Genomic DNA, 23,896 nt, shown 5'->3' with positions numbered 1-23,896 from the left:
TGCCTTATTCGCCTTCTACAATGTAGCAATAGTACGCCATAAGTTTTTCTTCGCCGTACAGTTCTTCGTTTTCATTGCAGAGCCACGCTTTGGCGAGCCGTGCATAAAGGTCGGAATTTTCCCCTATAATGCAGTAAAAGGACGAATAGAGCATATTAAGCGTTGCCCAATAGGTTTTCTCATCGAACTTATCAAACTTATAGCCCATTTTTTTGGCTAAATCCATTGCCTGCTGTTCGGTGAATTTTTCGCCACGCTTTATGACATTGCCGTTGATATCGGCGGTTTCCATACCGTCAATCCAGCGGCGCATTTCTTTGTCTGACAGTCTTGCATCGTCGTACTCTCTATCACGAGCAAAGCCCATTTCATAGTGGTCGTCGTTTCGTCGCCTGCCCCTCATCATCATTTCACGGTCGTCCCTGTAAATCGGCTCATAATACGGATAGTCGTCCATATGCATATAACGCCCACGGCTATCTCTTCGTCTACCGCCACGCCTCATTTCGTTTTCATAGCGACGGCTTTCAAAATCGTCGTATCTTCTTGGCATATTAGTAATACCCCTTTGATTTCGCCTATGTCGTTCATCGTCTGGATAATGTTCAGCACTTCTAGGGCGTCTACGATAAGCCCTGCCGTCGTCCCGTTCATCGCTACGGTACGCCTTGCTGTCATCAGAGCGTTGTTCACGATAATATTGTCTATCGTCAGCCATATAATCTTCGTCATTACCGAAGCCGAGCCGTCTTTTTGGCGGTTCAGTGTCCATTCGGCGCATAATAAGGTTTCTGATTATCGGTTTCATAGGCGCACCTCAACTTTCAGCGGAGCCACTCTTTGCGCTGGTTCGCCGAGTAGAAGCGGTTGAAAGCGTTGCTTGCGTCGCTGGTGCCGTTGTAGTTGGCGTAGGAATTGCCGCAAGTGCATTATTAGGGGAGCAACAAAGACCGCCCAAAGACTTAAACACAGCCCCTGTCGCCGTGGTATTTACGCAGAAAGAATAGCGGGTGCGTGTCCTTATTGCGCAAGCCGTTACCTGTGTGCAGTCGCACCTTACAACAGGGTAAACCGTGGTCGTTACACCGCCGATAGAGATTGCGACGGGCATATTTATTGTTGCCGTTGCAGGAATGGTCTGTGCAACAACAATGCACACTTTTTCGCAGTCCCTATAAGAAGCCGACGGAATATCTATAACAAGGGTGTCTACGCCGTTCACGGTTATAACCGAAACGCTGTCGCTGATTGCAAGCCTGTGGCAAAGCCTGCAACTTGAATTACAACTATACATAATGCCTCCTTATCAAACAAGGGTGCGAGAAAACTCACACCCCCATTGAAGTCTTAAATTTTCTCAACTACATTTATTATGTAGGAATGTTGCCTATCAACAAATTGTTTACTTGATTAGCAACCGCAGCCACAGCCGCAACCGCAACCGTTGTTGTAGCCATATCTACCAAAGCCATACACGCTTTCATAAGGCGAGCAGGTTATGTAGGCAGGTTGGGCGACAGGGCGGAGCGTGTCTATAAGCGTTCTCGTCTGTGCGTTCTGCGACAACTGTGCAGTAAGAGCCGCATTTTCCGCTTGCAGGCTAGAAATCTTTTCGTTGGTCAAGAAGCCGAGAATTGCGTTGGTGCTTTCTCTCTGACCGTCGATAATATCCCTAGTGCTGGTGTTAATCGTATTCTGAATGTCGCAGGTGTTTTTCGCCATATTGTAGTTTACGGCTTCGATACTACGCTGCGTGTCGCAGCAGCAGGAAGCCAACTGCGCAGACAGACTAGCAAAGCCCCTTTCCGTACCATTAGCGGATTGAAGAATTGCAGTGTTTATGCCGTTAAAGCCCTGACAAAGCGACTGTTGAATGCCCGCCTGACCGAGTTTGATATCGTTGAGGCTAGAAAGAACAGCACTGTTATTAAAGCCAACGGCAACATCGTTAGTCGTAGCAAGCTTGCCGATATCATAACCACCAACAAACCCGCCAGCACCGTTGTTACCCCAGCCACCACAGCCGTTATTTCCCCAACCGCCACAAAGAAGCAGAAGCAGGAGAATCCACCAGCCATCGCCACCAAAGCCATTATTATAGCCATTGTTAGCGTCACGACCGACAGCATAACCTTCCGCAAACGAACCGTTATTGTCGTACATAGTAATGTCCTCCAAATATATTTATATCGTGCGCAAATTAGACGTCATCTTTGCGTGGATATACTATTTCAAGCCCATTTTGTTTGCGAGTTGCATAATCTGATTAGAGTCAATGCCTTGTTGTTGTGCCATTTGAAGTACAAACTCTTTTGGCGTTCTGTTGCCGACCATATTTTTAGCCTGTGCCATCATTTGGTTGGCTTGCGGATTATTCATCATCTGGCGCACGAGTACGTTGATATCACCGCCGCTGTTTATAAACTGCAAAACCTGATTAAGCGGGCTGTTTCCGATATTTGGTTTCTTTCCATTAAAAATAGGGTTAGGCATTTGGTGTCTCCATTTTGTCTACAATCCGAGAAAGGCTCTGGCTAATTTCCGATAGCAAAGAAATGATTTCGTCCGCCCGTGCCTTGTTCTCCGCCTGAAACACGCTCAAAAGCACGACAAGATTGTCTTCACAAGGTATCATCTTCATTTTTCTGCCCTATTTCCTTTTTAAGCGTTTCTACCTGCGTTTTAAGTTCGTCCATTTCGGCTCGAAGGGCTTGCGTATCAACTCCAACAACGCCAATATCATTTTCCCCTTGCGCCCTTTCAAACTTATAAGGCTCGATTTTGCAGTGTCCCTGCCTGTTCGACGTCTTGATATAAAACATCGAGTTGTCCAAGTCCATTAAAAGCAGGCAGTCGTTAGGCATCATAATGTAGGCGTTTGCGCCGATAGAGCCGTTGACATATGCCATTGCTCGTGGCGTAGTAACTTCGCCGAAATCCATAGCGACGGGGGCTTGTTGTGTTTGTATGCCCTGCCCTTGCGTTTGTATAGGCGGTGGCTGCTGTCCCTGCTGCACATTCGGTACTTGTTGCGGCATTCCGCACCCCATAAAAGGCTGGTAACCGCCATATGGATAAGGAGCGGCATTATAAAAACCGCTATAACCGCCGCCATATCCTTGTCCGCCAAAATAGTTCCCTTTTGCCATTGTTCCCTCCCTCTGCACTCACGGCATAAAAAAGCCCATATATCAATCAGATATACAGGCAAACAGGCGAGCTACTTTGGTGGGATTGGTGCGAAATAGTAATTCGCCCGCTTACCTAAGCCAAAAGTAGCATAGTTATTCAGTTGTTTAAATACTCAAAAAGTACTCATTTCTCTAATTTCTTGCGATACAACCGCTTTTTATTCTTAGCAGATTGAATTTCAATACAAAAATGGTCTGCTAGTTCGGAATCGTTATAGCGTTTTCCGTAGAAATCAGTAAAGGCGTACAAGCAAAACTCTATTGCATTACTACTCATATTGAGAGAGCGACAACGCCGTTTAATCTCATCATAAGAGGCTGTGTTAATTTTAAACTTGCTTTCGCTTTCAAACCTTTCGATGAGTTCATTATAGCGTGGCTCGATATAGGCATAATCTTTTAAAAGTAACTGTACGTATCCAGCACGATAACTTAAATAAGCAATCAAAATGCCCATAACACCACAAAAGACAATAGAATATTTCAAAGGGACACAGCTTAAAATTGCTATTGCAAATATTATTAAAGAAAGCAATAGGCACTCTTTCATACTATGACTATGGTATTGCAGACGATACTTTCCTTTTATGAGGAAATAAGATAAAAACATAATTGCGAACTCTATCGTTTTGTTTAACAAAATAGAAAAGGTGGCAAGAGTGCCAACAACTAACACAAAGCCACCTACCCTATACCCTTTAACAATCATATCAAATTGCCTCTGAGTAACACTTAATTTTTTCATTTATTTTCCTTAATTACGAATTTTTCTTTAAGGTCATTTTTACAGCTTTCTTCGTTGCCAAAAATCCAAAAAGCACAAGAGCCGGGATTCCAATCTTGTTTTACAATAGGTCTTTCTTCATTAGTAAAGGTCGTTTTTGCTTTTTCCATAGTTTAATACCTCCGTTTATTTTAACTACAAGATATATTGCTACAAACAAAATCTTGTAATCAATTATACCTAATACAGCTAGCATAAAACTTGTTTTTGCATCATAAACTAAACCCACCCTTCCAAACAAGAAAGTCGCACTATATGCAAATACCAACAAGTAAAAGAAAATGTTGTCAAGCAAAGAGTGTTTCCACTCTTTGAGGTTAAAGAATACAGGTAAAATTATTATGAACAGCAAGTCAATGATGTTCTGTACATTGCCGTCAAGAAAACCTGTAATAATGACTTGTATAATGGCTATGAGGATGCACCATTTCCATTTTAGCCTACACAAAACTTTGTGCGTAAATACAAGTTCAAAAAGTTTTAATGCAGTGAAAACGATAACTTGAATGTTCTCGCTAGGCGTAGGGAATAGACTTTCGTCAATAGCAAACCAAAGCACTCCGAAAAGCCTTGCAATCGCAGACAAGAGCATAAGAAAAACGCAAACCAGCAGTAGGCTCTTTGCGAACAACCGATTTGCGTCTTTGTGTTTATTTTCTGTAATCACTCTTTACCGAAAGTTCAACTGAAAAGCCACGTTTTGCTATTTCTTGAACAAGCTCTTCAAGTTTTGCACTTGCCACAACACTTTCTACGGTCAAGCCTTCAAGTTTTGCGAGCAATTCTGCGTTTTCTTCTTGGCTCTTTGCGTAAAGTTGTTTAAGCGTTTCATTCTGTACGAGAGCCTCGCCGAGAGCCCTGTTTACTTCAATAAACTTTTCTTCACACTCAACGCATTTTTCGCTTTCGGAAACTTCTTGCACAGGCTCAGCCACGTCAGCTTGATTTTCAGCCTCATCAGCTACAACTTCCGCATTATCAGCGACTTCGGTGTTTTCCACAGCTGGTTCTTCGCTTTCTACACATTCGGTTTGCCCTGCTTGCGGCTCTTCTACAACCACTGCTTCTTCTTCATCAAGCTCATCAAGGTCGCTTTCTGCCTCAGCGGCTTCACCCACATCACCTTTGTAATAAGGGTTTGGTTGCATTTCGTCTGAGCCGACTATCTCGTAGAATTTCTTTTCGCCAGCGTCAAACCTTTCAGGCAAAATTCTGTAACATTCGCCATTTTTCTCAAACTTAATGCGATATTCTTTGATTTCGCCTCGTTTAAGTTCACGAGCCGCTTCTTCCATATCGGCTCTGCCTGTGATAATTCTTTCCATTTTCCCTCCTTTTATTTCAGCAAGTACCGTACTTTACTTAATTATTTTCAGTGCCGTTTTCAGTATTGCCGCTATTACTGGGTAAGAGCGTCTTATCCTTTTCACGCTGATTTACGGTCTTGGTGAATGTAACTTGATTATCTATCTTTGCACTGAGTTCTTCGTCAGTGTATTTCAAGCCCAAACTGTTTACAAGCTGTCTTGCCCAAGCGAGAACAAGCTCTTTTTTGGTTGCACTGTTTTCTGAAAGTTGTTCAGCCTTTTGAATATAGACCTGCAAAGTGTCCATAAAAGTAACCTCTTTGCCAGCCTTTTTGTTTTTAAAGAACGCTACAATCGCACCAGCAATCGTAGTAACCCCGAGCAGAATTTCAACCCAATTATCAGCCAAAAAACTCCAAATGTTCATATCGTTTTCTCCTTTATTTAATTATTGATAGAGCGAGTTCAGCGGCTTGCTGATTGATAATCGGAATACCAAATCGCTGTTCTACCCACCGAATTATTATGTACAGTACGAGCAAAACAACAAGAATTATAAAGCTAGCCAAGCAAGTTTTCATCGCTGTCTTGCTAAAAGTCGCCACATACTTGCAAACCTCATTTACCGACTTGCAAACCATAAGCAAAAGAGAAAGCAGAACGTAAAATGGCGTAAAAATGACAAGCATAAGGGTCATCATTGCGATTCCATACGACCTATCATTATAATTTTTCTTGTTTTCTCTTTCCCTTTCGGTAATATTGCTAAAATCAAACTCCAAGATAGGTCTGAACGCCTTGTAAAATGCCTCTGCCTTTTGCCGTTTAGCCTCTGCTTTTTTTGCGTCTGAGGCGTACTTATCGGCTTTAAAGTTCGACTTTATTTCGCCTTGTTTTGTCTTTTTAAGGTCATCCCTAAACTTCTTGTTTTCCTCGTTCTCAGGACTGACCGCTTCTATTGTTGTTGCGACAGAAAGTGTATCAATTACACCCTCTTTTATGCTCTTGCCGTTGTTCAAGCAGTCGTCTGCTATTTTTTGAACGGCGGCTTTTGTAATAACTCCTAGCGTGTCAAGGGGTTCTGTTGTCGCAGAATATTGAGCAGGCTGATTTTCAGAGTTATTTGTGCTAACGGCGACAAGATTATCGCTTTCTTTTTTTTTATCAACCGTTTCTGCACTAATTTCGTCAAATTCGTCAAATTCGTCAGCCGTTTCTAGGTTTGTTCTCTCGTTTTCAAGCATTTTTCTTATCTCTCACACCGAAAATACAATTTGTCATTACTTGTTTTCATTTTAACACATTTTAGGCTATTGTCAATATTATTTTATATATTTTATAAAATTTCTTTTTGACACGCTCTGCTTTAATAAATCCAGTGTGGTTTTGATGGGATTTGCCCCGTTGCTGGTGCGTCAAGCCATTCTTGATACCAAATTTCCAACTCTGCCACCTGACTTTCAGTCAACTTGTTGAACCACAATGCACCTCTGTTAATGATAGGAAAACACTCATCATTTCGTCTTGAACGGATAATCTCTTTGTTGTATTCCAAGTCAAACTGCTCTTTTCTCGCTAGATAATCCGCCGACTGCATTTCGCTTTCGGAATAAAGCTTGCCATCAAAGCCAAGCTCATACTCTTCATCTGCAAGTTCAAAAGTGTCATCAAACTTTGTATCACACGCAGCCACAATATTGTTGTTGGTATCTTTTTGTATGTATCTCATAAAAAACCACCTTAAATTTGAATTGCTGGCACAAAATATATTTCGTCCATTTTTACAGTAAATGAAAACCAAATGCTATCCCCTTTTCTTGCCGCCATATACATATTACAATAAGCATTGTTTGAATAAGACGGAGGAAAACTGTCATACAGTCCAGCTGTTCGGTTTTGAAAGTTTACATACTGATACGCTGCCGTTGTATGAAATTTTAAAACCAAATATCCGTTAGACGGAGCCGTGTATGTTATCGGCGAACCTGTCACGGAAACAGTTATACGGCTTCCGTATGTATTAGGCGCCATGCTTGTTTTGTTCACCTGAGATTTTGTTGCATAAGTGTTGACTATATTGTTTCCGTTTCCGTCTTGCGTGGCTTTCGTTGCCGCTGCTGGCGTGCCGATTGATACTTTTTGAGCCTGACCACCCGAAGGTGTTACTGTAAATGAGCCGTCCAAACCGTTAGAAAACGAATAAGTGGTGTTTGTATTTGTGGAACTAATTGTCACTGTTGAACCTGACTTTGAAACAGATGTTGCTCCACTACCTACAAAATTTATATTTCCAGAAGTATAGCCTGTGTTATTAGCACCTATATTAGTAACGATATTGTTGTCTGTCCACGGAACATTGACTTTCATCGTGCCGTCCGTGTTTACTTGCACCTTGTAATCACGTCCAGATGTCGTACCTGTTGTAGAGCTTTTTACTTTTCCCAATACTGACGTTGTAGCAATAGGCACACTTGAACGAGTTTGCACGGTAAAAATGACTGTGCCGCTATCAAAGTCTTCTGTTGCTACTGCTACTGTGTTATTTGCGTCAACAAATATATCGCCTGCAACCACATTAGTTCTATCTGGTTCAACAACTGCTGTTTCGTCTATTAGTGTAAATCCGTCAACAGTTGTATTCAAAACTTTATTTGTTCTAAAAACTTTTGTCCTTATTTGTTCAGCCGTCTTGCCACCTAGCTTGCTTGCGTTTCCAACGGTCATATTTTGGTAATTTCCGTTTGGCACAACTGGGTACGGTGGCGGATTGCTTGAAGAATACTGCCGCTCATTTGCAACATTACCAAGTCCAACCTCTGATTTCGTATATGACGGCTTGCTTGGTTGCTTCGCCCAAGCTGGAACAGTCGGGTCGCTTTCTGCTTGGAGTGCACTGTCCGCCTTGTTTAACGATGTTTGAACGGCTGATGCAAGGTCACTTTTCGGTATGCCAGTAGATGGCTTTGTATATTTCGCACCAACCTCTGTTTTTGTGGCATAAGAAGCAAGGGCAGAATTGAGCTGTGTTACAGTAACATAGTTACTTAAATCAATTTTTGCTGTGCCGAGCTTCTCCCACTTGCCCAAAACATAAATGTATTCGTCATAGAGGTTGCTGTCGTCTGGTGCTGTATTTGTTATTAAATATACCGTAGTAGAGCTTATTCCTGTCGTTGGCAAGCTATCAACAACGGAAACACCAAATTTTGGTATAGCCGAAAGAAGATTATCAACCTCTGTTTTTGTATAAGTGAGAGTTTTTGTGTAATAATTTGTTAAGTTATTTACAGTAGCGGTAATAAAGCCCTTGTCGTTTGTCAGCTCACTCAGCTTTGTTGGAACATCAATTTGAACAGCACCAGTAGCACCGTTCACACTTGTTACAGGAGCTTTTTGTAGAGCTGTATCAGCCTTTGAAAGAGAGGCTTGCACACCAACATCGAGGTCTGCTTTTGGTATGCCGTCATTAGGCTTTTCGTATTTACTATTAGCGACATCAAGGGCATCTGTGCCAGCTTTTTTTGCATCAGCAATCGCCACTGACTGTGCCGTGCTTACAGGTTTATCGAGGTCGGAAGTGTTGTCAACATTATTAAGACCGACATCATTTTTTACAAGTGAAACAGCACCTGTTTTTCCAGCGACAGTAACAACAGGATATGGCGGTGGATTTTCAGCCGAATATTGTCTTTCGTTTGCGACATTTCCAAGTCCGACTGTTTGCTTTGTAACATCACCTGCTTGTAGTGCCGTATCTGCTTTATTGCCTTGTTCAGCGGTGGCAAATTCACTAGACGACTTTCCGCCAAGCATATCGGCATTATCAGCATTTTCTACCCTTGTTATCTGTACTTCACCGGTTTGCCCATTTACAGAAAGAACTGGTGCTTCTTTTAGAGAACTGTTTACGCCGTCAGCCAATTCATTTATTTTTTCAACTATTTTTTCATTTTGGACGACAGACGAAATTTTCTCAATATTTGCCATTTTCAACCTCTTAGATTACATAGAAAGAGCCAGCGAATTTTTCAATAGCTGTTATAACTATATCAGTTCCTGTTTGCTTTATTCCAACAAAAACTGCCTGATTTTCGGAGTTATAGACAGGACTAACAAGTTTTTTGTCAGATACCGTATGAGTGAGTGTATAATAGCCTCTACTGTCTGCGGAAGTACTCCATCTTGCATCAGCGGCAGTAAAACTAACTTGTTCTACGGAAAGCCTACTAGTTTCAAGAGAACCAACCCTCTCATTAAGACTTGCTATGTCCGTTTCAGCCTTTGTTACTCGTCCCTGAAATGTTGTAGATATACTAAATGTTTGTTTGCCGTCTACGACTTTAAGCGTAATTGTGCTGTCATCCCCATAATAGGTGTCAACAAGCTGGCTAACAGGAATAGTAATCTTGCTTCCGTTTGCCAAAACCAATTCAATTTGTTTTAACTCAGCATTATATGTACCACTCTCAATAATAAGTTCAAGAGCTGTATCTACTCTCGTTACTTCATCGCCGTCATAAGAAAGAATGATTGAGCCAGTCGCCGCATCGAGAGATAATGAGAGTTTTTCTATAATCGGTTGCAAAATATTAACAGCCTTGCCCTCTATTTGGACAGGCACGCCATTAACAGAAATTGTTTCTATTTTATTGACCTGTGCGCCGCTTTCAATGCCTGCGAGCTTTTCTTTTTCTGGAGTTGTATAATCATTCGTTGAAAGACCTTTTCCAGCCTCTTGCTCGACCTTACTTTCGTTTAAAGCCGAGAAATTATCATTTATTTTTTTGGCAAAGTCTTGATAGCTAGAACCAAGTTTTACTGTTTCAAGTATTGTCGCCATTTTGTGATACTCCTTTTATGTAGGCAATGCCATTAAATATTTCATCTGCTACAACCACCAATGTTGCGTTTGGCAATATGTATGATTGATAGATAACATTTTGATAATCAGTATCGACCTGCTTTACTACACCCTCTACAACCGCATTGTAGCCACGATTATGTCTTTCGATAGGAAATGTGAGCTTGAACTGTTTGCCGCTCTGGACGAAATCTATGGTCTGAAATGGCAAGGCTACGGTCTTATTGTTCGTGTAGTCGGCTAATTGACTTCGTATTTCCGCCAAGCCTATCTTTAAGTCAACATTTAAGTTTTCATCAGGTGGCACATTTTCGCCGTCAATACTAATGGATTTTATTAAGGTGTACGGCAACTGAACCAAATCGTTGCTCATATCAACATCCATTATAGTTAAGCCGTCATTGTCTGATTGCTCAACTTCTATTTCAAAAAGTTCGTCTTCGCTTTCGATGCCGTCATCTGCAAACTCAAAAATAGTTTCGTTACCAATCATACATAATCCGTCCTTTTGGTAATGTCCTCGCAAAGAAGCAGTGTTCCCTTTACTACTGTTTTAACCTTGTCAAAAGACGGAACACTTAACTCAATATCGTAGAGGTAGTCGCAATGTGCTTTAAGGTTTTCCGTGTCTTCTGGGTTAAACGAGATTCTGAAAAAATTGTCCTCTGTGCTAAAAGCGAAATCCTCGCTAGGGTAATATTTTTTAATAACCGCCTCGCCTTCTGATACAAGTTTGGCTGTAAAATAAAGCCTGTCGCTCTCTTTCGGAATAAAATATTCGCCGTTTGCGAGTTTTATTCTCAGTTTGATTTTGTGGCTATCGCCCTTTACAAAAGAAATATCTCGTCTTATCATAGCTCTACCTTAATAATATTGTTCTATTTTTGTTATCGTTATCCCAGAATCCTCGAAGAAATAAGAATATGAGTTTACATTATAGTGCCCCTGTGAATCATAAAAAGTGTCAGCCCAAGGAGAAAAAGTTATTTTATTTGTTGAAGTAACAAGTGAATAGCCAAATCTAGCATTAGGATAATTACGGTTTGTTCCACTAGCCGAGTATGAGCCACTTTCAGACAACAACACATTTCCACTTTTATTTAAAGTGTAGTATAGAGCTGCCTGTGAAGCACCACTAAAAGTCATATCTATATATCCGTTTGTACCAGTATAAAAACGGGTTGGAACACCACTACGCAAGCCTGTTAATGTTTTACTCACAGAGCCGCCTGTTGTGTAAAATAATGTTGAAGATAACGTAAAAGTTCGCCACTTTGGTTTTGCGATAGTTTCCCACTGTGCAGTAAAATACATATCGCCTGTAACAATTACACTATCTAAATAATTCTCAACGCCGTCAGTCCAACCAAGAAAGTTATATTTGTAATTATCGTCTTCTGCTCTTGTTATTGTTGGAAGAGTAACTGTTTCTAAATATTCAGCGTATATATCGCCAACAGCAGTTCCGCCAACGCTATTGAACCTCAGAGTAAATGTTTTTCTTGAAACTGTTATTTGAAAGTTGTAATCACGGCTTGCGATGGCAGTTGTGTCTGTAAATACTACGCCGTCAAGTCTAACAACTGGCGATGTGTAACCCTGCGTTGGATAAGAATAAGAAATTGAGAACGAATTGCCAGCCTTAACTTTCGTACTATTCTCTGATAATATGACATTATAGTTGTCTTTTACAACATAATTTATTGTAAAATATCTGTCCCACGTACCACTTGTTGTTTTAATATGCCAAACTTCTTTCTCTGTCGAAGAAGAATTTTCTTTGTAATAAACCTTTGTGTCATCTGTCATAATAACACTATTTACTTGTTCTTGTGCCATTTTACCCCTTAGTTATAGTTAATGTTTTTGTTGAAGAATCATATAGCATAGTAGGTGATGCTCCTGTTGCACCAGTAAGCCCTCTTTCGCCAGTATCACCCTTCTGTCCTTTTGGAACACTCAAATTTAAAACAGGTCTGTCAGCTGTACCAGTAATGCTTGCACTTGCACTGACATTTGGCTCTACGGTTGTTACAGTGCCTATGGAAAAATCTGGTGTGTTTCCTGTTGCACCTTTAAGGTTTACATACTGATAGGTCGCTTGCCCCTGTATTCTCACGCCAAGTTGCGTGCCATTCCAATTAAATTCAAGCCCTTTACCTGTTGCGCCAGTATCACCCTTAAATTCACCACCGTTTGCTCTTTGTTCGACAGATAGTGCTTTTTGGTACGCCGTAATTGCCGTGAATATCGTGTCCATTATTGTCTTAGCAGTAACAACATCTATGCCGTCAGTAAGCTCTGGCACGGTATCGATTATGGAATTTTCGCTGAAAGTGCTAATTGTTCTAACACCAAAGGTTTCAACAGCCATTTTTCACCCCTATTTTTTTTTCTATCATTGAAAGCTGAATTGTAAAATTACCACTGTAAGTCAAGTTTGAGGCAGTAATCACAAACTCAACAGGATTTGCAAAAGAATTTTTGAATAAAGGCTCGCTAACACCGTTTCTAATCGTGTATGGGATTACGACATCATCTACCTTAATAAATTTACCGTCAAGACCATTATAAATCTCATTTCCGTCGTTATCAAGGTATTTTCCATAAAAAATTGTTAAAGTTACTGTGTTTTTGCCATTTTTAAAGTTGTTCACTATTGAGTTGCCAAGAGCCGTCATAGCTTCCGCCCCGTTAATGGTTGTATCAGACTGAAAGAGCTCATTTACCTCAATAGAAAATTCGTTTGCACCATTGCCGACAGAAACAGATTTTTCGCTTTCAACATAAGCCGTTCCAAAATCTGCTTTAAGTGTCACATCATAGTCATCAGCCTTAGTTATTGTTGTCAATGTTGAACCACTAACATTTGCGGTAGCTGTAAATTCTGTCAATAAACAAGCATACACTTGAAACTCGTTAGAAAAAATTATTTCATCACCATTTTTTTCAATGGTGTTTGGCACAATCATAATGTATTGCTGTAACGATTCAAAACTCGTTATGGCATTTATTTTTTCTCTACATTTTGCGACAAAAGCAGATAGAGAAGTTATTGTGTCGTCCCATAAAATTGTTACACTATACTTTTCTATATTTGTGGTATCAGCAGATTCTTCGCCGCTACTTTCTTTTGTGGCAACAGCATACGCCTTAATCTGATTTTTCAATGTGGAAAACTTTTCAGAGTCAGACAAGTTAAGTGTAGCTTGGTTACAATAAAGCGTAAAACTTGTTGTTATATTTCCATCAACTACGCTCTTTTCAATGATGTTCTCATCGGACACGTCAATGTTTTGTGCGACCAAAGTCAAAAACATTTCAGCGTTACCATAATCCCAATATATGAGCTTAGTACCGCTCTGACTTATACGTGCCTCATTTGTAAACATTAAAGTAGGTTTCCCTTGATAGTCCCTAAATGAAATCCTTACTGTTGCTTGGGCTGTTACTTCGCCAGTATCCATAGGGAATTTGGCAGAATAGGATACAGTTTTTGTTATTGTTTGTCCATAATCAAGCGTTTGGTCGATAGTAATAGTCTGTGTATTGCTTCCACAATCATAAGGCATTCCATTTAAATCAGCGACAATGCCTATATTCACATCAAGCGTAGCCCTTATTGAAACAGGTCTATCCGCCAATAATTGACCGCCAAAAAGATATTGCGGAGCAGTAAAGTTTTGCCCCTCGTTATAAATAATGTCCCAAGTTGTCGGTGCGTTATTTAAAACATTTCTACTGTTAGTTATTGTAAAATCTTTTTTACCTACTTTGTCCAAGTAGTTTGAGTTGTTTACGTTGACTTTATCAATGAAGTTGTTTTTAGCCAAAGTAAAGCTATCAATAGAAATTATTTTTTCAGCTGGAATTATTATTGCCATTTTACAACCTACTTATGTAAATTCGTTTCCCATCTCCGCTGTCTAAGCCGACATAAATATTGCACTGAGCCAACAGACAGATTTTGTCTAGGATACTTCTCAAATTATCGTTATTAGGCAAAGCAAGCGTTTTAACTGTTATTGTGCTGAGATATTCGCCGACATCGCTTTTATAACCTATTACTTCTCTTTGTACTCCTGCATTTTCAAAAATATTATAAATGAAGTCAAGCAAATTACTCCCTAGCATTTGCGAATTAACGCTAACTTGTATATTAGACCAGTTTTCTATTTCATCATACAGTGAAACACTAACATTTTTTTGGGAAACATTCCAGTCAGCACCCGATTTGTATTCCGCAACTTTTTGCCCAGCGATATAAACCCTAACTGGCAAACCAGCCTTTAAAAAGCCATAGGAAGAATAATAATAGATTTGATAATTATCGTCATATAAAGAAAGCGAGTTTTCCTGTGCTATACAACCATATTCAGCCGTGTCGCTTATCGTGGATTGAATGTTAAGGTTAAGACTTCTAAGACCGTTAGTCCTATCGTATTTAATTGTGATTCCGTCAACCAAGCCAGTTACACGAATCAGTGAATTTGGCTTATTCCAAGATAAAAAGATTACAACAATGCTTGTAGCCGCACTTCCGCTATCAGTCCAGTTAAAATTATAAGAAAGATTTGTGTATGTCTGCTCCCCCACTTTGATAACAATGGGGTATTCGCCTGAAATCTTATCAAAAAAGAAGCTAAGGCGTGTAATCGGATTTCCGTCCGACCGAGATATTGTTATTTTGAGCCCCTCATTTTTGCTACCAATCGAATAACCCTTTGTCGTGTCCGAATTATCGTAAAACGTGGAATTGCTTGTCAGGTTTGAAATGTAGCCGTCATACTCGCTCATATATGTGTCGCCAGAGCCAAGAACGGATTTGCCAAGTATAAAAGGTCTTGCCCCGTCAGAAATTGTTGAAAGAGTGTTTGGATAAGTGCTGTCTTTCACACCTGAGATATTGTTATAGGTGTTGCCAAAATCGACAGAGGTTATTTTGTTTTCTTGCGGTGCATATTCAATTTCCACAGAGACTCTCGGTGTCTGCATAAATCAACCCTCTTGCCATTTTGCATATAAATTTCGATTCCCTGCTGGTATAACAGAGGCGGTAAATTTTATTTCTTCGCCATTTTCACGATAGTACCAGCCGAGCTTTGAATAGCCATTTATTTTTGGCTCATTGACAGCAAATGAAGTTCCATATTTGCCTTTAACGCTAGCCCAAACTTCGCCAAGTGCTATTTTGCTTTCCTCTTTGTAAAAAGTAAGCGTGTATTCTTTTATGCTATAAATTGCGTAAGCGGCGGAGTTACCATTTATTTTATATGTGTCGCCGTTTGAAATATATGAGCCATTTCCGCTTGCAACAGTATTCCACCCCTTGAAAGTATAAACTTTTTCACCAGTGTTATCTTTCAGTATTACGGTATGATTGTCGTCATCTGTGGTAACAACATCAACAACAGTAGGCAAACCGCTAATTGTGCTTCCGTTTGTAACAGAAATGCTAGTCGGCACTTCATTCTCTATGTCATTATCAAGCATTATGTGCTCTGTGCTCACACCGTTAAAGTTAAGAGAAAGTGCGAAAGTTGAAGTTGCGTTCCACTGTGCATATAAGATTTTGTTCGCCGTAAACACTCTTATTGCACCAGCGGGATACGATTCCCCAGAGCCGTCTGGCTGGTCATTCCAACCGCTAAAAACATAACCTACCCTTTCTAGCGTTCCGTTTGACGGCACTTCGTATTCCTCGCCAGCAAAACCAGTTAATCTTGTGGGCGGTGTTCCTGTTGTATCGCCTGCCTCGCCATTAGCACGAAATTCTATAATGTATTCGTCTACCAAACCAAGTGTCCCTGCGAATACTATTTGCGTGTTTTGAATAAAACCGTATTTCATCTCCATATCAGCCTTGTCGTATCGGCTTTGCATAGAGGAAGAACTTGGCTGTTGGGCGTAAAACTTGGCTACTTTATAAACATTGTCAAACGAATCGTAATATTCAACCGTTACCTCGTCCGCCTCTAACATTTTCATCATTTTTGAATATTCTGTTATTGGCAATATATTATAGACTACTGTAAAATACGGCACAAAAAACTTTTCAGGAAATGTGGCTATTTGACCACTCAGACCTCTTGACGGCTCTTCCGTATAAACTTTTTGCCTGTCGAACAGATAGGAGCTGTGCATAGGAAATTCAACGCCGTTTACAATAAGCGGTTTTACTGCCTTTCCTATGCCATTTACAAGTCTTTCCTGTATGCCAAGTCTTTTTTCGTCAGAACGCTGAATATATTTCATCTGCCTCTCCAATCTTTTCCTGTTATTCGTTTGCCCTCTTTGTTGACAACCGTAAACAGCTGTTGACCATTAACTCCGAGCTCAATGTTTGGTCTTGAATCTCTTATTGTGCTAATCAATCCTGTTTCCGCTATTGCCTCAATAAATCCCTGTTTTATCAAAGATTGCATTTGCGTTTGGTTAATAACGTTTGTCTGTGAGCCGCCAGTGTTTACAAGTGCCTCAGGTCTGCCATATTCATTCATATAGAACAATTCAGATTTTTCAGGGATACCGCCGTTAGCATAGCCCTTTGTTCCTGCCTTGGCTTGTACGCCCGCTATTGTAGCAGTTAAAGCAACGATAGAAGCAACCATTGCACCTACTGCCCACCATTTTGTTACACCTTGCAAAGTGCCAAGAGATAAAGCCAAACCAAATATGGTAGTAGTCAAAAGTGTAATAATAGAGATTGCTTTCTCAAATGTGCTCATATCTTCAAAGTTTCTAATAATTGCCAAAAGCATAGTGAGAGTCAACGCAAGACTTCCAATCAACATACTTGTATTAACTTGCATACTAGTAAATGTTGCTTTTAAGCTAGTAACAATTTTCTTGAAGGTACTTGTTGCAGACGAGAGTTTTGGAATTATTGATGTCATCGTTATAATCGCAACTGTCAACGCTATCAACGAAATTCTTGCTGCTATTTGAGCACCGTTCAGCTCATCTAGTTTGCCTATAAAGTCCACAATCAAACCTACAAGTATTAGAATAGGTATCCTGCTAAACGCAGTTGAAAGTCCTTTTGTAAGCCCTGTCATTTTGCCGAGATTTTTCAAGGCATTTATCATTGTGCTACCTACAAGTATGCCGAGAAAAGTTCCAGCTGTTGCGATAAGGACTTGCAAGTTATTGTTGGTCTGTACCCATTCGCCGTTTTCGTCTTTCTTATAGCCCAAAGTTTCCAGTATTACATCTCTGACCTTAATGGCATCATTCGATATGTTTTCGAGGGCGTCTGCCTGTTGTTCCATATATTGAGCCATAATTTTTTCAAGCTCGGCTGTCAATGCGACTGTTGCGTTTTGGTCTTCACTTTGGTCGTTAAGAACCTCAAATTTATCGAAAGACAACAGTTTGCCTGCCGCCTCTTCCAAATCAGCGTATTCGTCAGACACGGTTTCGACCATATCTTCTACTTCCCTGCCGACAGTAGTTACAAGTGGCTGGAAAGACCTTATGACAACAGTAAGTGCCATTATGATACCGTTAATTGTTATTATAACTTTCCTCAACGGTTCATTAAGGACATCACCGATAGCAAGTCCTAAGTTCTGTATGCCACCTTGCAATACCTTGACTTGGTTTGCCAACGAGTTAATTGTAATAGCACTATCGCCCCAAGCGTTCATTGCCGCATTTGTTGCGAGAATTGCCCTTGCAAGTACCTTTTGGTCTTGTGAGAGCTTTTTACTTGTAATTCCAAGTTGGCTCAGGACAGCATTACTCTGCAAGAGGTTATCAATACTTTGATAAGTTACGTCAATACCGACAGCACGCAAAGGCTTGGTTTGTCCAGAAAAGATACCCGCCTGCAATTTTTCCATTGCACTTTCAAGCGTAATGTTGTAGAAAGACGATATATCGGCACCGAGCTGTGTGAGCAAAACAGAAAGCTGGCTACCAGTTTCATTTGCTACGCCGATTGCATCAGAGAGCTGTTTGAAAAGACCTGTAAAGCGTACAATTTCAACCGTAGAATAGCCAAGCTGTTCGGCGAAATCTACTGCCCAGTTTACCGTATCCTCATATGTTGAGCCAAATGTTACGGCAAACAAGTTCAAGTTCTCGTACCAGTCTGCACTGATATTAAGAGCTTTGGTCGAAAGATTAACCATTTTACGCAAAATCATTAAAATTGCGGCTCTTTTTATGTACGTTTTAGCAACGCTATCTTCTTCTTGTTTCTGTTGTTGAACCAGCTTCTTTTGTTCTTCTAGTTGCTGTTTTTTAGTTTGTAGTTGCTTATATTCCAAAGATTGAGTGGATTGCAACTGAGCATTTACCTTCGCTGTTTCCTTTGCAATACGCAATTTTTCTTGAATATTAGCTTGTTCTTGTAGAATCGCCGTATTTTCAGCAAGTTTATTGTTTATTCTGTTTTGGACAGCCAGTTCTTGCGATTTTAGTTTTGCTTTTTGCGTAATATAGTCGTTGTTTCGTGCAAGCAGTGAAAGCTCATCTCTTGATACTTCTACGCCTTTTATTCTGTTAGCAACAAACAGTGAACTTGTCCTTCTGCTTGCCCGTCTAGCCATACGTACATTATTTTGGTCAAAAACGGCAATTTCTTTTCTCATCGCCGCTCTTGTGTACACGTCATACTTGTCTTCTTCTGGTTTTTCTGGCTTTGTTGCAAGAATCTTTCTAATGTTTTCTGCTGTCGTTTGCTGTCTTTTAGTATATTTATGTAAATTTTTAAAGTTATTAGAAAGTTCTTTGGTTACACTATTAACTAAATCAAGTGTGTTAGCAAAATTTTTATACTTTCTGTCTACGCTATCAACATTTGATATTAAGTTTATTTGAATGTCATCGCCACTTGATTTGTTTATAGCCATAATTCCTTATCCTTTCTCTGCTTTCCGCTGTTTAAAGAGTTCTACTTGCTGTTTCGCCCTTAATTTACGCATTTCCATTTTATCAGCAACAGCAATTTGATTGTCTTTTTTAAGTTCGAGCGGTTTCTGTGGGTAAATCTTGACTTTTTTAGTAGCCAGTGATTGGCTTATTGCCGCCATTTGGTATTGACCGCCTAACCAAAGAACATAGTTGTCATATTCTTGCTGTTGTTCGAGCCTTAGTATGTATGCCTTTTCATAAGAAAAAAACAGACTTGGCTCATCATACCAAAATTGCTCTGCCGTCATTCCATACAATAGAGAGTGCGGAAGCAACCAATTATAAAGATAGTCCAAGTACGAGGAGAAATCTTGCAACAGTTTTTTCGCCTTATACTCGGACTTTTCTGTTAAAATGTTATCTTTATGTTGGCTTTTCTCTGGTTGCTTCCTTTGATAAAATCCGTATTGTTAATCAGCGACATAAGTTTTTGCGAAAACTCTTCTTTTTGGTCATCCCCAATGTTGTAGTAGAGCACTTGAAACAAGTCGCAAGCGTTTTCATACGGAATATCGTCATCGAACTCTTTAACCGCATAGGCAAAAAGTGTTTCCATTATCTTAACTGCGTTTTCACCCTCATCAAAAAGCTCTGAAAATGACTTTTCCTTTTTCTCTGTTACCTTCAAGAGGCTATCAAAAAGTTTAGGCTCTTTTTTCGCCGCATTTCTCACGACATTTCTGTTGTTGGCAAGTTTATATTCCTTGCCATCAATTTCAAAAGAAAACAATACTGATTTTTCCATAAATTTTTCTCTCCTTTTTTAATTATTTTTTATAAATCAGCACTACCATCTTCAACAGGCGATTCTCTGTTTTCAGGAATGCTGTCAAGATTAAATTTAAGCGAGTCTGTTGTTGAGGCAACGCCAGAAAAGTCCATATAAGAGTCGTCAGCTTTTTTGAACATACTCTTAACAAGTGCAAATTCCGCCGCTGTAACTTTCAGTACGTTTTCAACCCAACCCATATTTTCTGGTGCAAGTGTAGCCTCGATAGTTCTCGGGTCGCCTTGTCTTGCAGTGTATTGACCTGTTCCCCTTACAATATGAGCAGAGAGGTCTTTATAAACTTCAACAAAGGTGTGTGGAACGGTGGCATCAAGGATTTCACCCCATCTCTTGTATCTGTCAGCTGTGTAGTTTGTGGTGTATGTTACATCATCAAGTGTCTGTCTGCCGCTGATTTTAGGTGTTTTGAGCAAGTCAGCCTCAGGTGCTTCAAAGCTCTCGATATCACCGCCGTATTCACCGCCGCCGTCATCTGTAATTGGAATAGCATAGTCAAGAACACCTGTCGTTTCGTTAAACCAGAACAGCTGTGTTCCAAGCATACCAATAGCAATTTTCTCATTAAAGGCATTAGCCAATTCTGTTTTTGCCATATTTGTTTCTCCTTATCTTGGTAATATTATTTTGTTTGCGTTATCACAAACTCCTGTTAATCTTGCCGTAAAACGACAAATGTCCTCGTTCAGGGATGGTGTTCTTGTTTTTTCAACAACTATAAGCCCCCTAGTAATATAATCCCCAAGCTCCATTTTTTCTTGTAGAGCTCGTATTACCCTATTGCAAATGTTTAAGCAGTTTTCGTATCTTTTCAGACCGCTTGTATAAACATTTATCTCAACCGAAAACCGAGAGAGGTACTCAATGTCTATAAAGTCTGTTGCATTGCTGTTTGTTTGTTGTCCAAAGATTTCAAAGCTCACGCAAGGGAATTGCGTTATCGAGTTGTTTATCTCGTCTGGCGAATAAAGTTTTATGCCGCCTTTAATTTTATTTTCTTTCCCATATTCTTTTAACACGGCTTTCAAGTGGTCGAAATAAGCAGAATAAATTTTTTGGTCTTCAAAAAACAGTCTAGCCATTGTTTAGTTGATTCCTTTCTTTTCTCAGCTGTCGTTTTGCTTTTTCAATTATGTTAGGCAAGCGAAGCATTGTATCGTACAAGTATCTTACGGGAGTTATACCGCTTGTAAAAACGCTTTTACCCCCCTTTCTCACCAAATCGCCCTCCGCAATGTATATGTCCTCAGAACGCTTGGTAAAATACCAACCCAACTTATCATAGGTTTTAAGATACCGCCAAGAGCCTGTGCCAAAATTTATCGCATAGCCCCAGCCGATTTCATAGCTTTCAGGGTGCGGATTGCTATCGCCAGCGACACCAGTACCATATTCAAGATACCACATTATATCGGGTTCATCGCCGCTAGGTGAACTAACAACAACAGCTTTTTGCTCATACGAGTAGTTTATAAATGCGGCATACATCTCGGTGTTATACCCGTTTTTAATTAGGTTTTGCCTTGCTTCCTCAACAAATAGCTCACCGACTCTATCAACAACTTGCTCAACATATTTTCGTGTTCTTTGCAATGTCGTTGTACGCCATTCTTTCGCTTTTTCGGCTATGTTTGTTTTTATTGTGCCGTTAATTGTTCTCAGCTTGCTCGCCATAATCTTTGAATGTCAACTTTACGTGGCTTCTTGATTTTCCTGTATAGCCAACAATTTCTTTGTTTATTAAAACAATTCTGTCCTCTGTGTCATCAACATCAAGTGGTTCTGCCTTCCAAATGATACTATTTTCATTAAAAGGAAGGATTTTATTGAGTGAACAAAAGGCTATTAGAGATGATTCGTCAAAGTTTATTTGGAAGGTGCAGATTAAACCACTTGTATGCAAATAGTATAACACAGGAATATCATTATTTACAGTCTTTTTTAAATATATTTTGAATTTTCCGCAAACCTCATCACTTTTACCAACAAACCGATAATCGCCATAGGGGAAATTCGGTGTTGGCATTTCGTTTATGAAAAATATTGTTTCCTGATTTATGTTTCTTGTTATCTTTGTTGCATTAACGAGAATTGCTTTGTCATAGTCAAAAGAAACACCATATTCGTTTTTTTCTGCGTTACCACTAGGTGTTTCCTGCCCACAGTGAATAACAATATCATCTGAGAAGACAGGCTGGCTATCTCGTCCGAGCGTATTGCCCATAGAAAACCTAATTATAATAGGCTTATTTTTATAAATTGACATATCAAATTATTTGAAGTGTGTTGCTTTGTAACTCCGCAATCGGAGAGAGGGTAAAGGATGTAGAATTGCCGAGAGATGTTGCACTTCTAGCACCCTCTATTCCTCCCTCGTTATAACTGCGGACAATGAAACGTGTCAGCGTGTAGTCGTGATAGCCACGCAAGAACTCCGTGTCATTTGAAAGTTTACGGCGTTTCCGTATTTCGCAAGTCCCAAAGTCAAGAAAGTTATTCAAAATTACTTTATCTGAACATTGGTCAGGGTCGCCAAGAGTTAATTGTTGGCTAGCCTTTTTAAGCATTGTTTCTTTCCAAACAGTGAGATTTTCGTACATATTTACTCCTTAGAGCGAGGAAACGTCTGCAATGACGATGCTATTCGCCATTTCAAGCGAAACCATAGCGTTCATAGAAACTTTTGTCATTACGTTTACAGGGTCTGTTTCTTTAATAGTAGTAATAGCAACACCAGTATTTACAACGCTTACGTTTGCAACATCAGGTGAAGTCATAAGGTCTGTTTCTTCTGGCGTAGGTGCGAACCAAGTATTACCCAAAGCCATATCAGGCAACAGAATTACGGTGTCATCAGGAATAAATTTAGTGAATGTGCCTTCTGCATTTTTATAGCCTTTACTGTAAATATAAGTGGTAACACCAGCTTCATTTGCAAGATATTCAACAATTTTTGAGGTGTTTGGAGTAACCTTTCCTTCGCCGAACACATAAATTGCGTTTTTAATTGCAGCGACCTTTTTCATTTTATTGAGTGTGGTCGAGTTCATAATGAGTGCATTAGGTCTAACGCCAGTATTAGCCTCAATGGTATCCTGCCAGCTTGTAATATCAGCGAGCGGGTCTGCTGTTGCTGTTGCAGTCCAGTCGGATGTTACTTTGTTTTCCGCTGGAACGCCGTAGTCAAACGAAATGCTTTGTCCGTTGCTAGAAAATGCGATTTTACCAGTGGTCAACGCTTGTGCTCTCATAAGTTCGAGAGTGAGTTCTGCATTATCTACGAGAGTTGTTTCATCATCGAAAATCTTGTTGAGTACCATATCAATGACTTGTTGATTTCCAGATTGAAGAACGTTCAACAGCTCTTTCCTCTGTTTTTCATTGATATTCATACTGTTTTTGAAGAAAGGAATTTCGGTTGTAAGTTTTTCAAAGCCCTCTCTTCCGATAGGAATAGCTTTCGCATCATAACCAGAAAGAGAAAGCGGTTTTACAGAGCCTTTTGCACCTTTAATATACGAAAGGTCTGTGCCGAGTTGCTTGTTGTCAGGGAAAAATACGCCCAAAAGATAAGGGGCGGTTTCCTTTGGTTTTTCGTTATAATATGCCGCTATTGCAGGTGCGGTAACCGATTCATAAATACTTGCCATAATTAAGCATCTCCTTTAATAAACTTAATTGAAGTCAAAGTTGCCTTTACGGATTCAAGTGCCGAAACAACTGTTGCATCGAGCATATCTGTGTTTACAAAACCAAAAATAAGCAGTGTTGCATTTGCTTTTGTCAAATTCGTAACGTCGATGTCGTGCCTTGCAATGCCGTAGCAAGTACCACCGCTGCTTGTTACAGACAACTCAGTTGACCTTTTCGTCAAAACATCAGCCGAAGCGTAGAGAGGTGTGCCAGCTTTAATAATTTTTTTGCCGTCTGCGCCAGCCGAAACGCCAGTAGCGGAAACGATACACGAAAGACCAAATGCGAGTTCTGGTGCGATAAGAATATCGTTTTCAGCCAAAAATTTTTCGCTTTTAACCATAATTGTGTTCT

General features: G+C 40.0%; 29 protein-coding genes. All 29 read right to left on the bottom strand.

Features of this window, described 5'->3' with window-relative positions:
* Window positions 1–4: 4 nt before the first annotated feature.
* Window positions 5–553, bottom strand: coding sequence for a hypothetical protein (locus Q0093_RS12960; RefSeq protein ID WP_297931219.1), 549 nt, complete (start codon window positions 551–553; stop codon window positions 5–7).
* On the bottom strand, window positions 502–732 hold the full coding sequence (locus tag Q0093_RS12955) for a hypothetical protein (protein WP_297931217.1): 231 nt from the start codon (window positions 730–732) through the stop codon (window positions 502–504). Before Q0093_RS12955 ends, Q0093_RS12960 begins: the two co-directional genes overlap by 52 nt.
* Before the next feature lie 678 nt (window positions 733–1,410).
* Window positions 1,411–2,163 (bottom strand): hypothetical protein, encoded by a 753-nt coding sequence (locus tag Q0093_RS12950; RefSeq protein ID WP_297931214.1) that lies wholly within the window; start codon window positions 2,161–2,163, stop codon window positions 1,411–1,413.
* Between the two features lie 63 nt (window positions 2,164–2,226).
* Window positions 2,227–2,493: a hypothetical protein gene (locus Q0093_RS12945; RefSeq protein WP_297931211.1), complete on the bottom strand. Its 267-nt coding sequence runs from the start codon at window positions 2,491–2,493 to the stop codon at window positions 2,227–2,229.
* Between the two features lie 128 nt (window positions 2,494–2,621).
* Window positions 2,622–3,149, bottom strand: coding sequence for a hypothetical protein (locus Q0093_RS12940; protein ID WP_297931208.1), 528 nt, complete (start codon window positions 3,147–3,149; stop codon window positions 2,622–2,624).
* A 166-nt stretch (window positions 3,150–3,315) separates the two neighbouring features.
* Window positions 3,316–3,936: a hypothetical protein gene (locus Q0093_RS12935; protein ID WP_297931207.1), complete on the bottom strand. Its 621-nt coding sequence runs from the start codon at window positions 3,934–3,936 to the stop codon at window positions 3,316–3,318.
* Entirely contained in the window at window positions 3,933–4,085 is a 153-nt protein-coding gene (locus tag Q0093_RS12930; protein WP_297931204.1) for a hypothetical protein, read from the bottom strand. Before Q0093_RS12930 ends, Q0093_RS12935 begins: the two co-directional genes overlap by 4 nt.
* A gap of 540 nt (window positions 4,086–4,625) precedes the next feature.
* Window positions 4,626–5,300 carry a hypothetical protein gene (locus Q0093_RS12925; RefSeq protein WP_297931201.1) on the bottom strand — a complete coding sequence of 225 codons (675 nt, stop codon included), beginning with the start codon at window positions 5,298–5,300 and terminating at the stop codon, window positions 4,626–4,628.
* 37 nt (window positions 5,301–5,337) lie between these two features.
* Window positions 5,338–5,709 carry a hypothetical protein gene (locus tag Q0093_RS12920; RefSeq protein ID WP_297931199.1) on the bottom strand — a complete coding sequence of 124 codons (372 nt, stop codon included), beginning with the start codon at window positions 5,707–5,709 and terminating at the stop codon, window positions 5,338–5,340.
* A 13-nt stretch (window positions 5,710–5,722) separates the two neighbouring features.
* Window positions 5,723–6,526, bottom strand: a complete 804-nt coding sequence (locus tag Q0093_RS12915; RefSeq protein ID WP_297931197.1) for a hypothetical protein — start codon at window positions 6,524–6,526, stop codon at window positions 5,723–5,725.
* Window positions 6,527–6,648: 122 nt separating this feature from the next.
* Entirely contained in the window at window positions 6,649–7,011 is a 363-nt protein-coding gene (locus Q0093_RS12910) for a hypothetical protein (RefSeq protein WP_297931195.1), read from the bottom strand.
* 11 nt (window positions 7,012–7,022) lie between these two features.
* A complete protein-coding gene (locus Q0093_RS12905; RefSeq protein WP_297931192.1) occupies window positions 7,023–9,269 on the bottom strand; it encodes a hypothetical protein in 2,247 nt (748 codons plus the stop codon).
* Between the two features lie 10 nt (window positions 9,270–9,279).
* The gene (locus tag Q0093_RS12900; protein ID WP_297931189.1) at window positions 9,280–10,122 is read right to left on the bottom strand and encodes a hypothetical protein; all 843 of its coding nucleotides are present in this window, start codon (window positions 10,120–10,122) and stop codon (window positions 9,280–9,282) included.
* Complete coding sequence (locus Q0093_RS12895) at window positions 10,106–10,636, bottom strand: hypothetical protein (protein WP_297931186.1); 531 nt, start codon at window positions 10,634–10,636, stop codon at window positions 10,106–10,108. The genes Q0093_RS12900 and Q0093_RS12895 overlap by 17 nt, the downstream gene beginning before the upstream one ends.
* On the bottom strand, window positions 10,633–10,998 hold the full coding sequence (locus tag Q0093_RS12890) for a hypothetical protein (protein WP_297931184.1): 366 nt from the start codon (window positions 10,996–10,998) through the stop codon (window positions 10,633–10,635). Before Q0093_RS12890 ends, Q0093_RS12895 begins: the two co-directional genes overlap by 4 nt.
* 9 nt (window positions 10,999–11,007) lie before the next feature.
* Window positions 11,008–11,982, bottom strand: a complete 975-nt coding sequence (locus Q0093_RS12885) for a hypothetical protein (protein ID WP_297931181.1) — start codon at window positions 11,980–11,982, stop codon at window positions 11,008–11,010.
* 1 nt (window position 11,983) lies between these two features.
* Window positions 11,984–12,517, bottom strand: coding sequence for a hypothetical protein (locus Q0093_RS12880; RefSeq protein ID WP_297931178.1), 534 nt, complete (start codon window positions 12,515–12,517; stop codon window positions 11,984–11,986).
* On the bottom strand, window positions 12,507–14,027 hold the full coding sequence (locus tag Q0093_RS12875) for a hypothetical protein (protein WP_297931175.1): 1,521 nt from the start codon (window positions 14,025–14,027) through the stop codon (window positions 12,507–12,509). Before Q0093_RS12875 ends, Q0093_RS12880 begins: the two co-directional genes overlap by 11 nt.
* A gap of 1 nt (window position 14,028) precedes the next feature.
* Window positions 14,029–15,138, bottom strand: coding sequence for a hypothetical protein (locus tag Q0093_RS12870; RefSeq protein WP_297931173.1), 1,110 nt, complete (start codon window positions 15,136–15,138; stop codon window positions 14,029–14,031).
* Between the two features lie 3 nt (window positions 15,139–15,141).
* Complete coding sequence (locus Q0093_RS12865; RefSeq protein WP_297931170.1) at window positions 15,142–16,398, bottom strand: InlB B-repeat-containing protein; 1,257 nt, start codon at window positions 16,396–16,398, stop codon at window positions 15,142–15,144.
* The gene (locus tag Q0093_RS12860; protein WP_297931167.1) at window positions 16,395–19,001 is read right to left on the bottom strand and encodes a hypothetical protein; all 2,607 of its coding nucleotides are present in this window, start codon (window positions 18,999–19,001) and stop codon (window positions 16,395–16,397) included. The genes Q0093_RS12865 and Q0093_RS12860 overlap by 4 nt, the downstream gene beginning before the upstream one ends.
* A 6-nt stretch (window positions 19,002–19,007) precedes the next feature.
* Entirely contained in the window at window positions 19,008–19,358 is a 351-nt protein-coding gene (locus Q0093_RS12855; protein WP_297931165.1) for a hypothetical protein, read from the bottom strand.
* A 53-nt stretch (window positions 19,359–19,411) separates the two neighbouring features.
* Window positions 19,412–19,807 carry a hypothetical protein gene (locus tag Q0093_RS12850; RefSeq protein ID WP_297931163.1) on the bottom strand — a complete coding sequence of 132 codons (396 nt, stop codon included), beginning with the start codon at window positions 19,805–19,807 and terminating at the stop codon, window positions 19,412–19,414.
* Window positions 19,808–19,836: 29 nt separating this feature from the next.
* Window positions 19,837–20,445: a hypothetical protein gene (locus Q0093_RS12845; RefSeq protein ID WP_297931161.1), complete on the bottom strand. Its 609-nt coding sequence runs from the start codon at window positions 20,443–20,445 to the stop codon at window positions 19,837–19,839.
* Window positions 20,446–20,457: 12 nt separating this feature from the next.
* The gene (locus Q0093_RS12840; RefSeq protein ID WP_297931158.1) at window positions 20,458–20,931 is read right to left on the bottom strand and encodes a hypothetical protein; all 474 of its coding nucleotides are present in this window, start codon (window positions 20,929–20,931) and stop codon (window positions 20,458–20,460) included.
* Window positions 20,924–21,523 (bottom strand): hypothetical protein, encoded by a 600-nt coding sequence (locus Q0093_RS12835; protein ID WP_297931155.1) that lies wholly within the window; start codon window positions 21,521–21,523, stop codon window positions 20,924–20,926. Before Q0093_RS12835 ends, Q0093_RS12840 begins: the two co-directional genes overlap by 8 nt.
* Window positions 21,498–22,073, bottom strand: coding sequence for a hypothetical protein (locus Q0093_RS12830; protein WP_297931152.1), 576 nt, complete (start codon window positions 22,071–22,073; stop codon window positions 21,498–21,500). Before Q0093_RS12830 ends, Q0093_RS12835 begins: the two co-directional genes overlap by 26 nt.
* Before the next feature lie 385 nt (window positions 22,074–22,458).
* Window positions 22,459–23,499 (bottom strand): major capsid protein, encoded by a 1,041-nt coding sequence (locus Q0093_RS12825; protein ID WP_297931149.1) that lies wholly within the window; start codon window positions 23,497–23,499, stop codon window positions 22,459–22,461.
* A gap of 2 nt (window positions 23,500–23,501) precedes the next feature.
* Window positions 23,502–23,885: a hypothetical protein gene (locus tag Q0093_RS12820; protein ID WP_297931147.1), complete on the bottom strand. Its 384-nt coding sequence runs from the start codon at window positions 23,883–23,885 to the stop codon at window positions 23,502–23,504.
* Window positions 23,886–23,896: the final 11 nt, after the last annotated feature.

It is taken from the genome of uncultured Coprobacter sp., assembly GCF_947855755.1.
In the GTDB taxonomy this organism is placed as follows: Bacteria; Bacteroidota; Bacteroidia; order Bacteroidales; family Coprobacteraceae; genus Coprobacter.
Note: the sequence above shows the minus strand (reverse complement) of the source record. Positions and strands in the feature narration are given on the sequence as shown.

Excerpts from the sequence above, each read along its gene's own strand:
- Q0093_RS12960 (WP_297931219.1), bottom strand. The coding sequence starts at position 553 with ATGCCAAGAAGATACGACGATTTTGAAAGCCGTCGCTATGAAAACGAA.
- Q0093_RS12955 (WP_297931217.1), bottom strand. The coding sequence starts at position 732 with ATGACGAAGATTATATGGCTGACGATAGACAATATTATCGTGAACAAC.
- Q0093_RS12950 (WP_297931214.1), bottom strand. The coding sequence starts at position 2,163 with ATGTACGACAATAACGGTTCGTTTGCGGAAGGTTATGCTGTCGGTCGT.
- Q0093_RS12945 (WP_297931211.1), bottom strand. The coding sequence starts at position 2,493 with ATGCCTAACCCTATTTTTAATGGAAAGAAACCAAATATCGGAAACAGC.
- Q0093_RS12940 (WP_297931208.1), bottom strand. The coding sequence starts at position 3,149 with ATGGCAAAAGGGAACTATTTTGGCGGACAAGGATATGGCGGCGGTTAT.
- Q0093_RS12935 (WP_297931207.1), bottom strand. The coding sequence starts at position 3,936 with ATGAAAAAATTAAGTGTTACTCAGAGGCAATTTGATATGATTGTTAAA.
- Q0093_RS12930 (WP_297931204.1), bottom strand. The coding sequence starts at position 4,085 with ATGGAAAAAGCAAAAACGACCTTTACTAATGAAGAAAGACCTATTGTA.
- Q0093_RS12925 (WP_297931201.1), bottom strand. The coding sequence starts at position 5,300 with ATGGAAAGAATTATCACAGGCAGAGCCGATATGGAAGAAGCGGCTCGT.
- Q0093_RS12920 (WP_297931199.1), bottom strand. The coding sequence starts at position 5,709 with ATGAACATTTGGAGTTTTTTGGCTGATAATTGGGTTGAAATTCTGCTC.
- Q0093_RS12915 (WP_297931197.1), bottom strand. The coding sequence starts at position 6,526 with ATGCTTGAAAACGAGAGAACAAACCTAGAAACGGCTGACGAATTTGAC.
- Q0093_RS12910 (WP_297931195.1), bottom strand. The coding sequence starts at position 7,011 with ATGAGATACATACAAAAAGATACCAACAACAATATTGTGGCTGCGTGT.
- Q0093_RS12905 (WP_297931192.1), bottom strand. The coding sequence starts at position 9,269 with ATGGCAAATATTGAGAAAATTTCGTCTGTCGTCCAAAATGAAAAAATA.
- Q0093_RS12900 (WP_297931189.1), bottom strand. The coding sequence starts at position 10,122 with ATGGCGACAATACTTGAAACAGTAAAACTTGGTTCTAGCTATCAAGAC.
- Q0093_RS12895 (WP_297931186.1), bottom strand. The coding sequence starts at position 10,636 with ATGATTGGTAACGAAACTATTTTTGAGTTTGCAGATGACGGCATCGAA.
- Q0093_RS12890 (WP_297931184.1), bottom strand. The coding sequence starts at position 10,998 with ATGATAAGACGAGATATTTCTTTTGTAAAGGGCGATAGCCACAAAATC.
- Q0093_RS12885 (WP_297931181.1), bottom strand. The coding sequence starts at position 11,982 with ATGGCACAAGAACAAGTAAATAGTGTTATTATGACAGATGACACAAAG.
- Q0093_RS12880 (WP_297931178.1), bottom strand. The coding sequence starts at position 12,517 with ATGGCTGTTGAAACCTTTGGTGTTAGAACAATTAGCACTTTCAGCGAA.
- Q0093_RS12875 (WP_297931175.1), bottom strand. The coding sequence starts at position 14,027 with ATGGCAATAATAATTCCAGCTGAAAAAATAATTTCTATTGATAGCTTT.
- Q0093_RS12870 (WP_297931173.1), bottom strand. The coding sequence starts at position 15,138 with ATGCAGACACCGAGAGTCTCTGTGGAAATTGAATATGCACCGCAAGAA.
- Q0093_RS12865 (WP_297931170.1), bottom strand. The coding sequence starts at position 16,398 with ATGAAATATATTCAGCGTTCTGACGAAAAAAGACTTGGCATACAGGAA.
- Q0093_RS12860 (WP_297931167.1), bottom strand. The coding sequence starts at position 19,001 with ATGGCTATAAACAAATCAAGTGGCGATGACATTCAAATAAACTTAATA.
- Q0093_RS12850 (WP_297931163.1), bottom strand. The coding sequence starts at position 19,807 with ATGGAAAAATCAGTATTGTTTTCTTTTGAAATTGATGGCAAGGAATAT.
- Q0093_RS12845 (WP_297931161.1), bottom strand. The coding sequence starts at position 20,445 with ATGGCAAAAACAGAATTGGCTAATGCCTTTAATGAGAAAATTGCTATT.
- Q0093_RS12840 (WP_297931158.1), bottom strand. The coding sequence starts at position 20,931 with ATGGCTAGACTGTTTTTTGAAGACCAAAAAATTTATTCTGCTTATTTC.
- Q0093_RS12835 (WP_297931155.1), bottom strand. The coding sequence starts at position 21,523 with ATGGCGAGCAAGCTGAGAACAATTAACGGCACAATAAAAACAAACATA.
- Q0093_RS12830 (WP_297931152.1), bottom strand. The coding sequence starts at position 22,073 with ATGGGCAATACGCTCGGACGAGATAGCCAGCCTGTCTTCTCAGATGAT.
- Q0093_RS12825 (WP_297931149.1), bottom strand. The coding sequence starts at position 23,499 with ATGGCAAGTATTTATGAATCGGTTACCGCACCTGCAATAGCGGCATAT.
- Q0093_RS12820 (WP_297931147.1), bottom strand. The coding sequence starts at position 23,885 with ATGGTTAAAAGCGAAAAATTTTTGGCTGAAAACGATATTCTTATCGCA.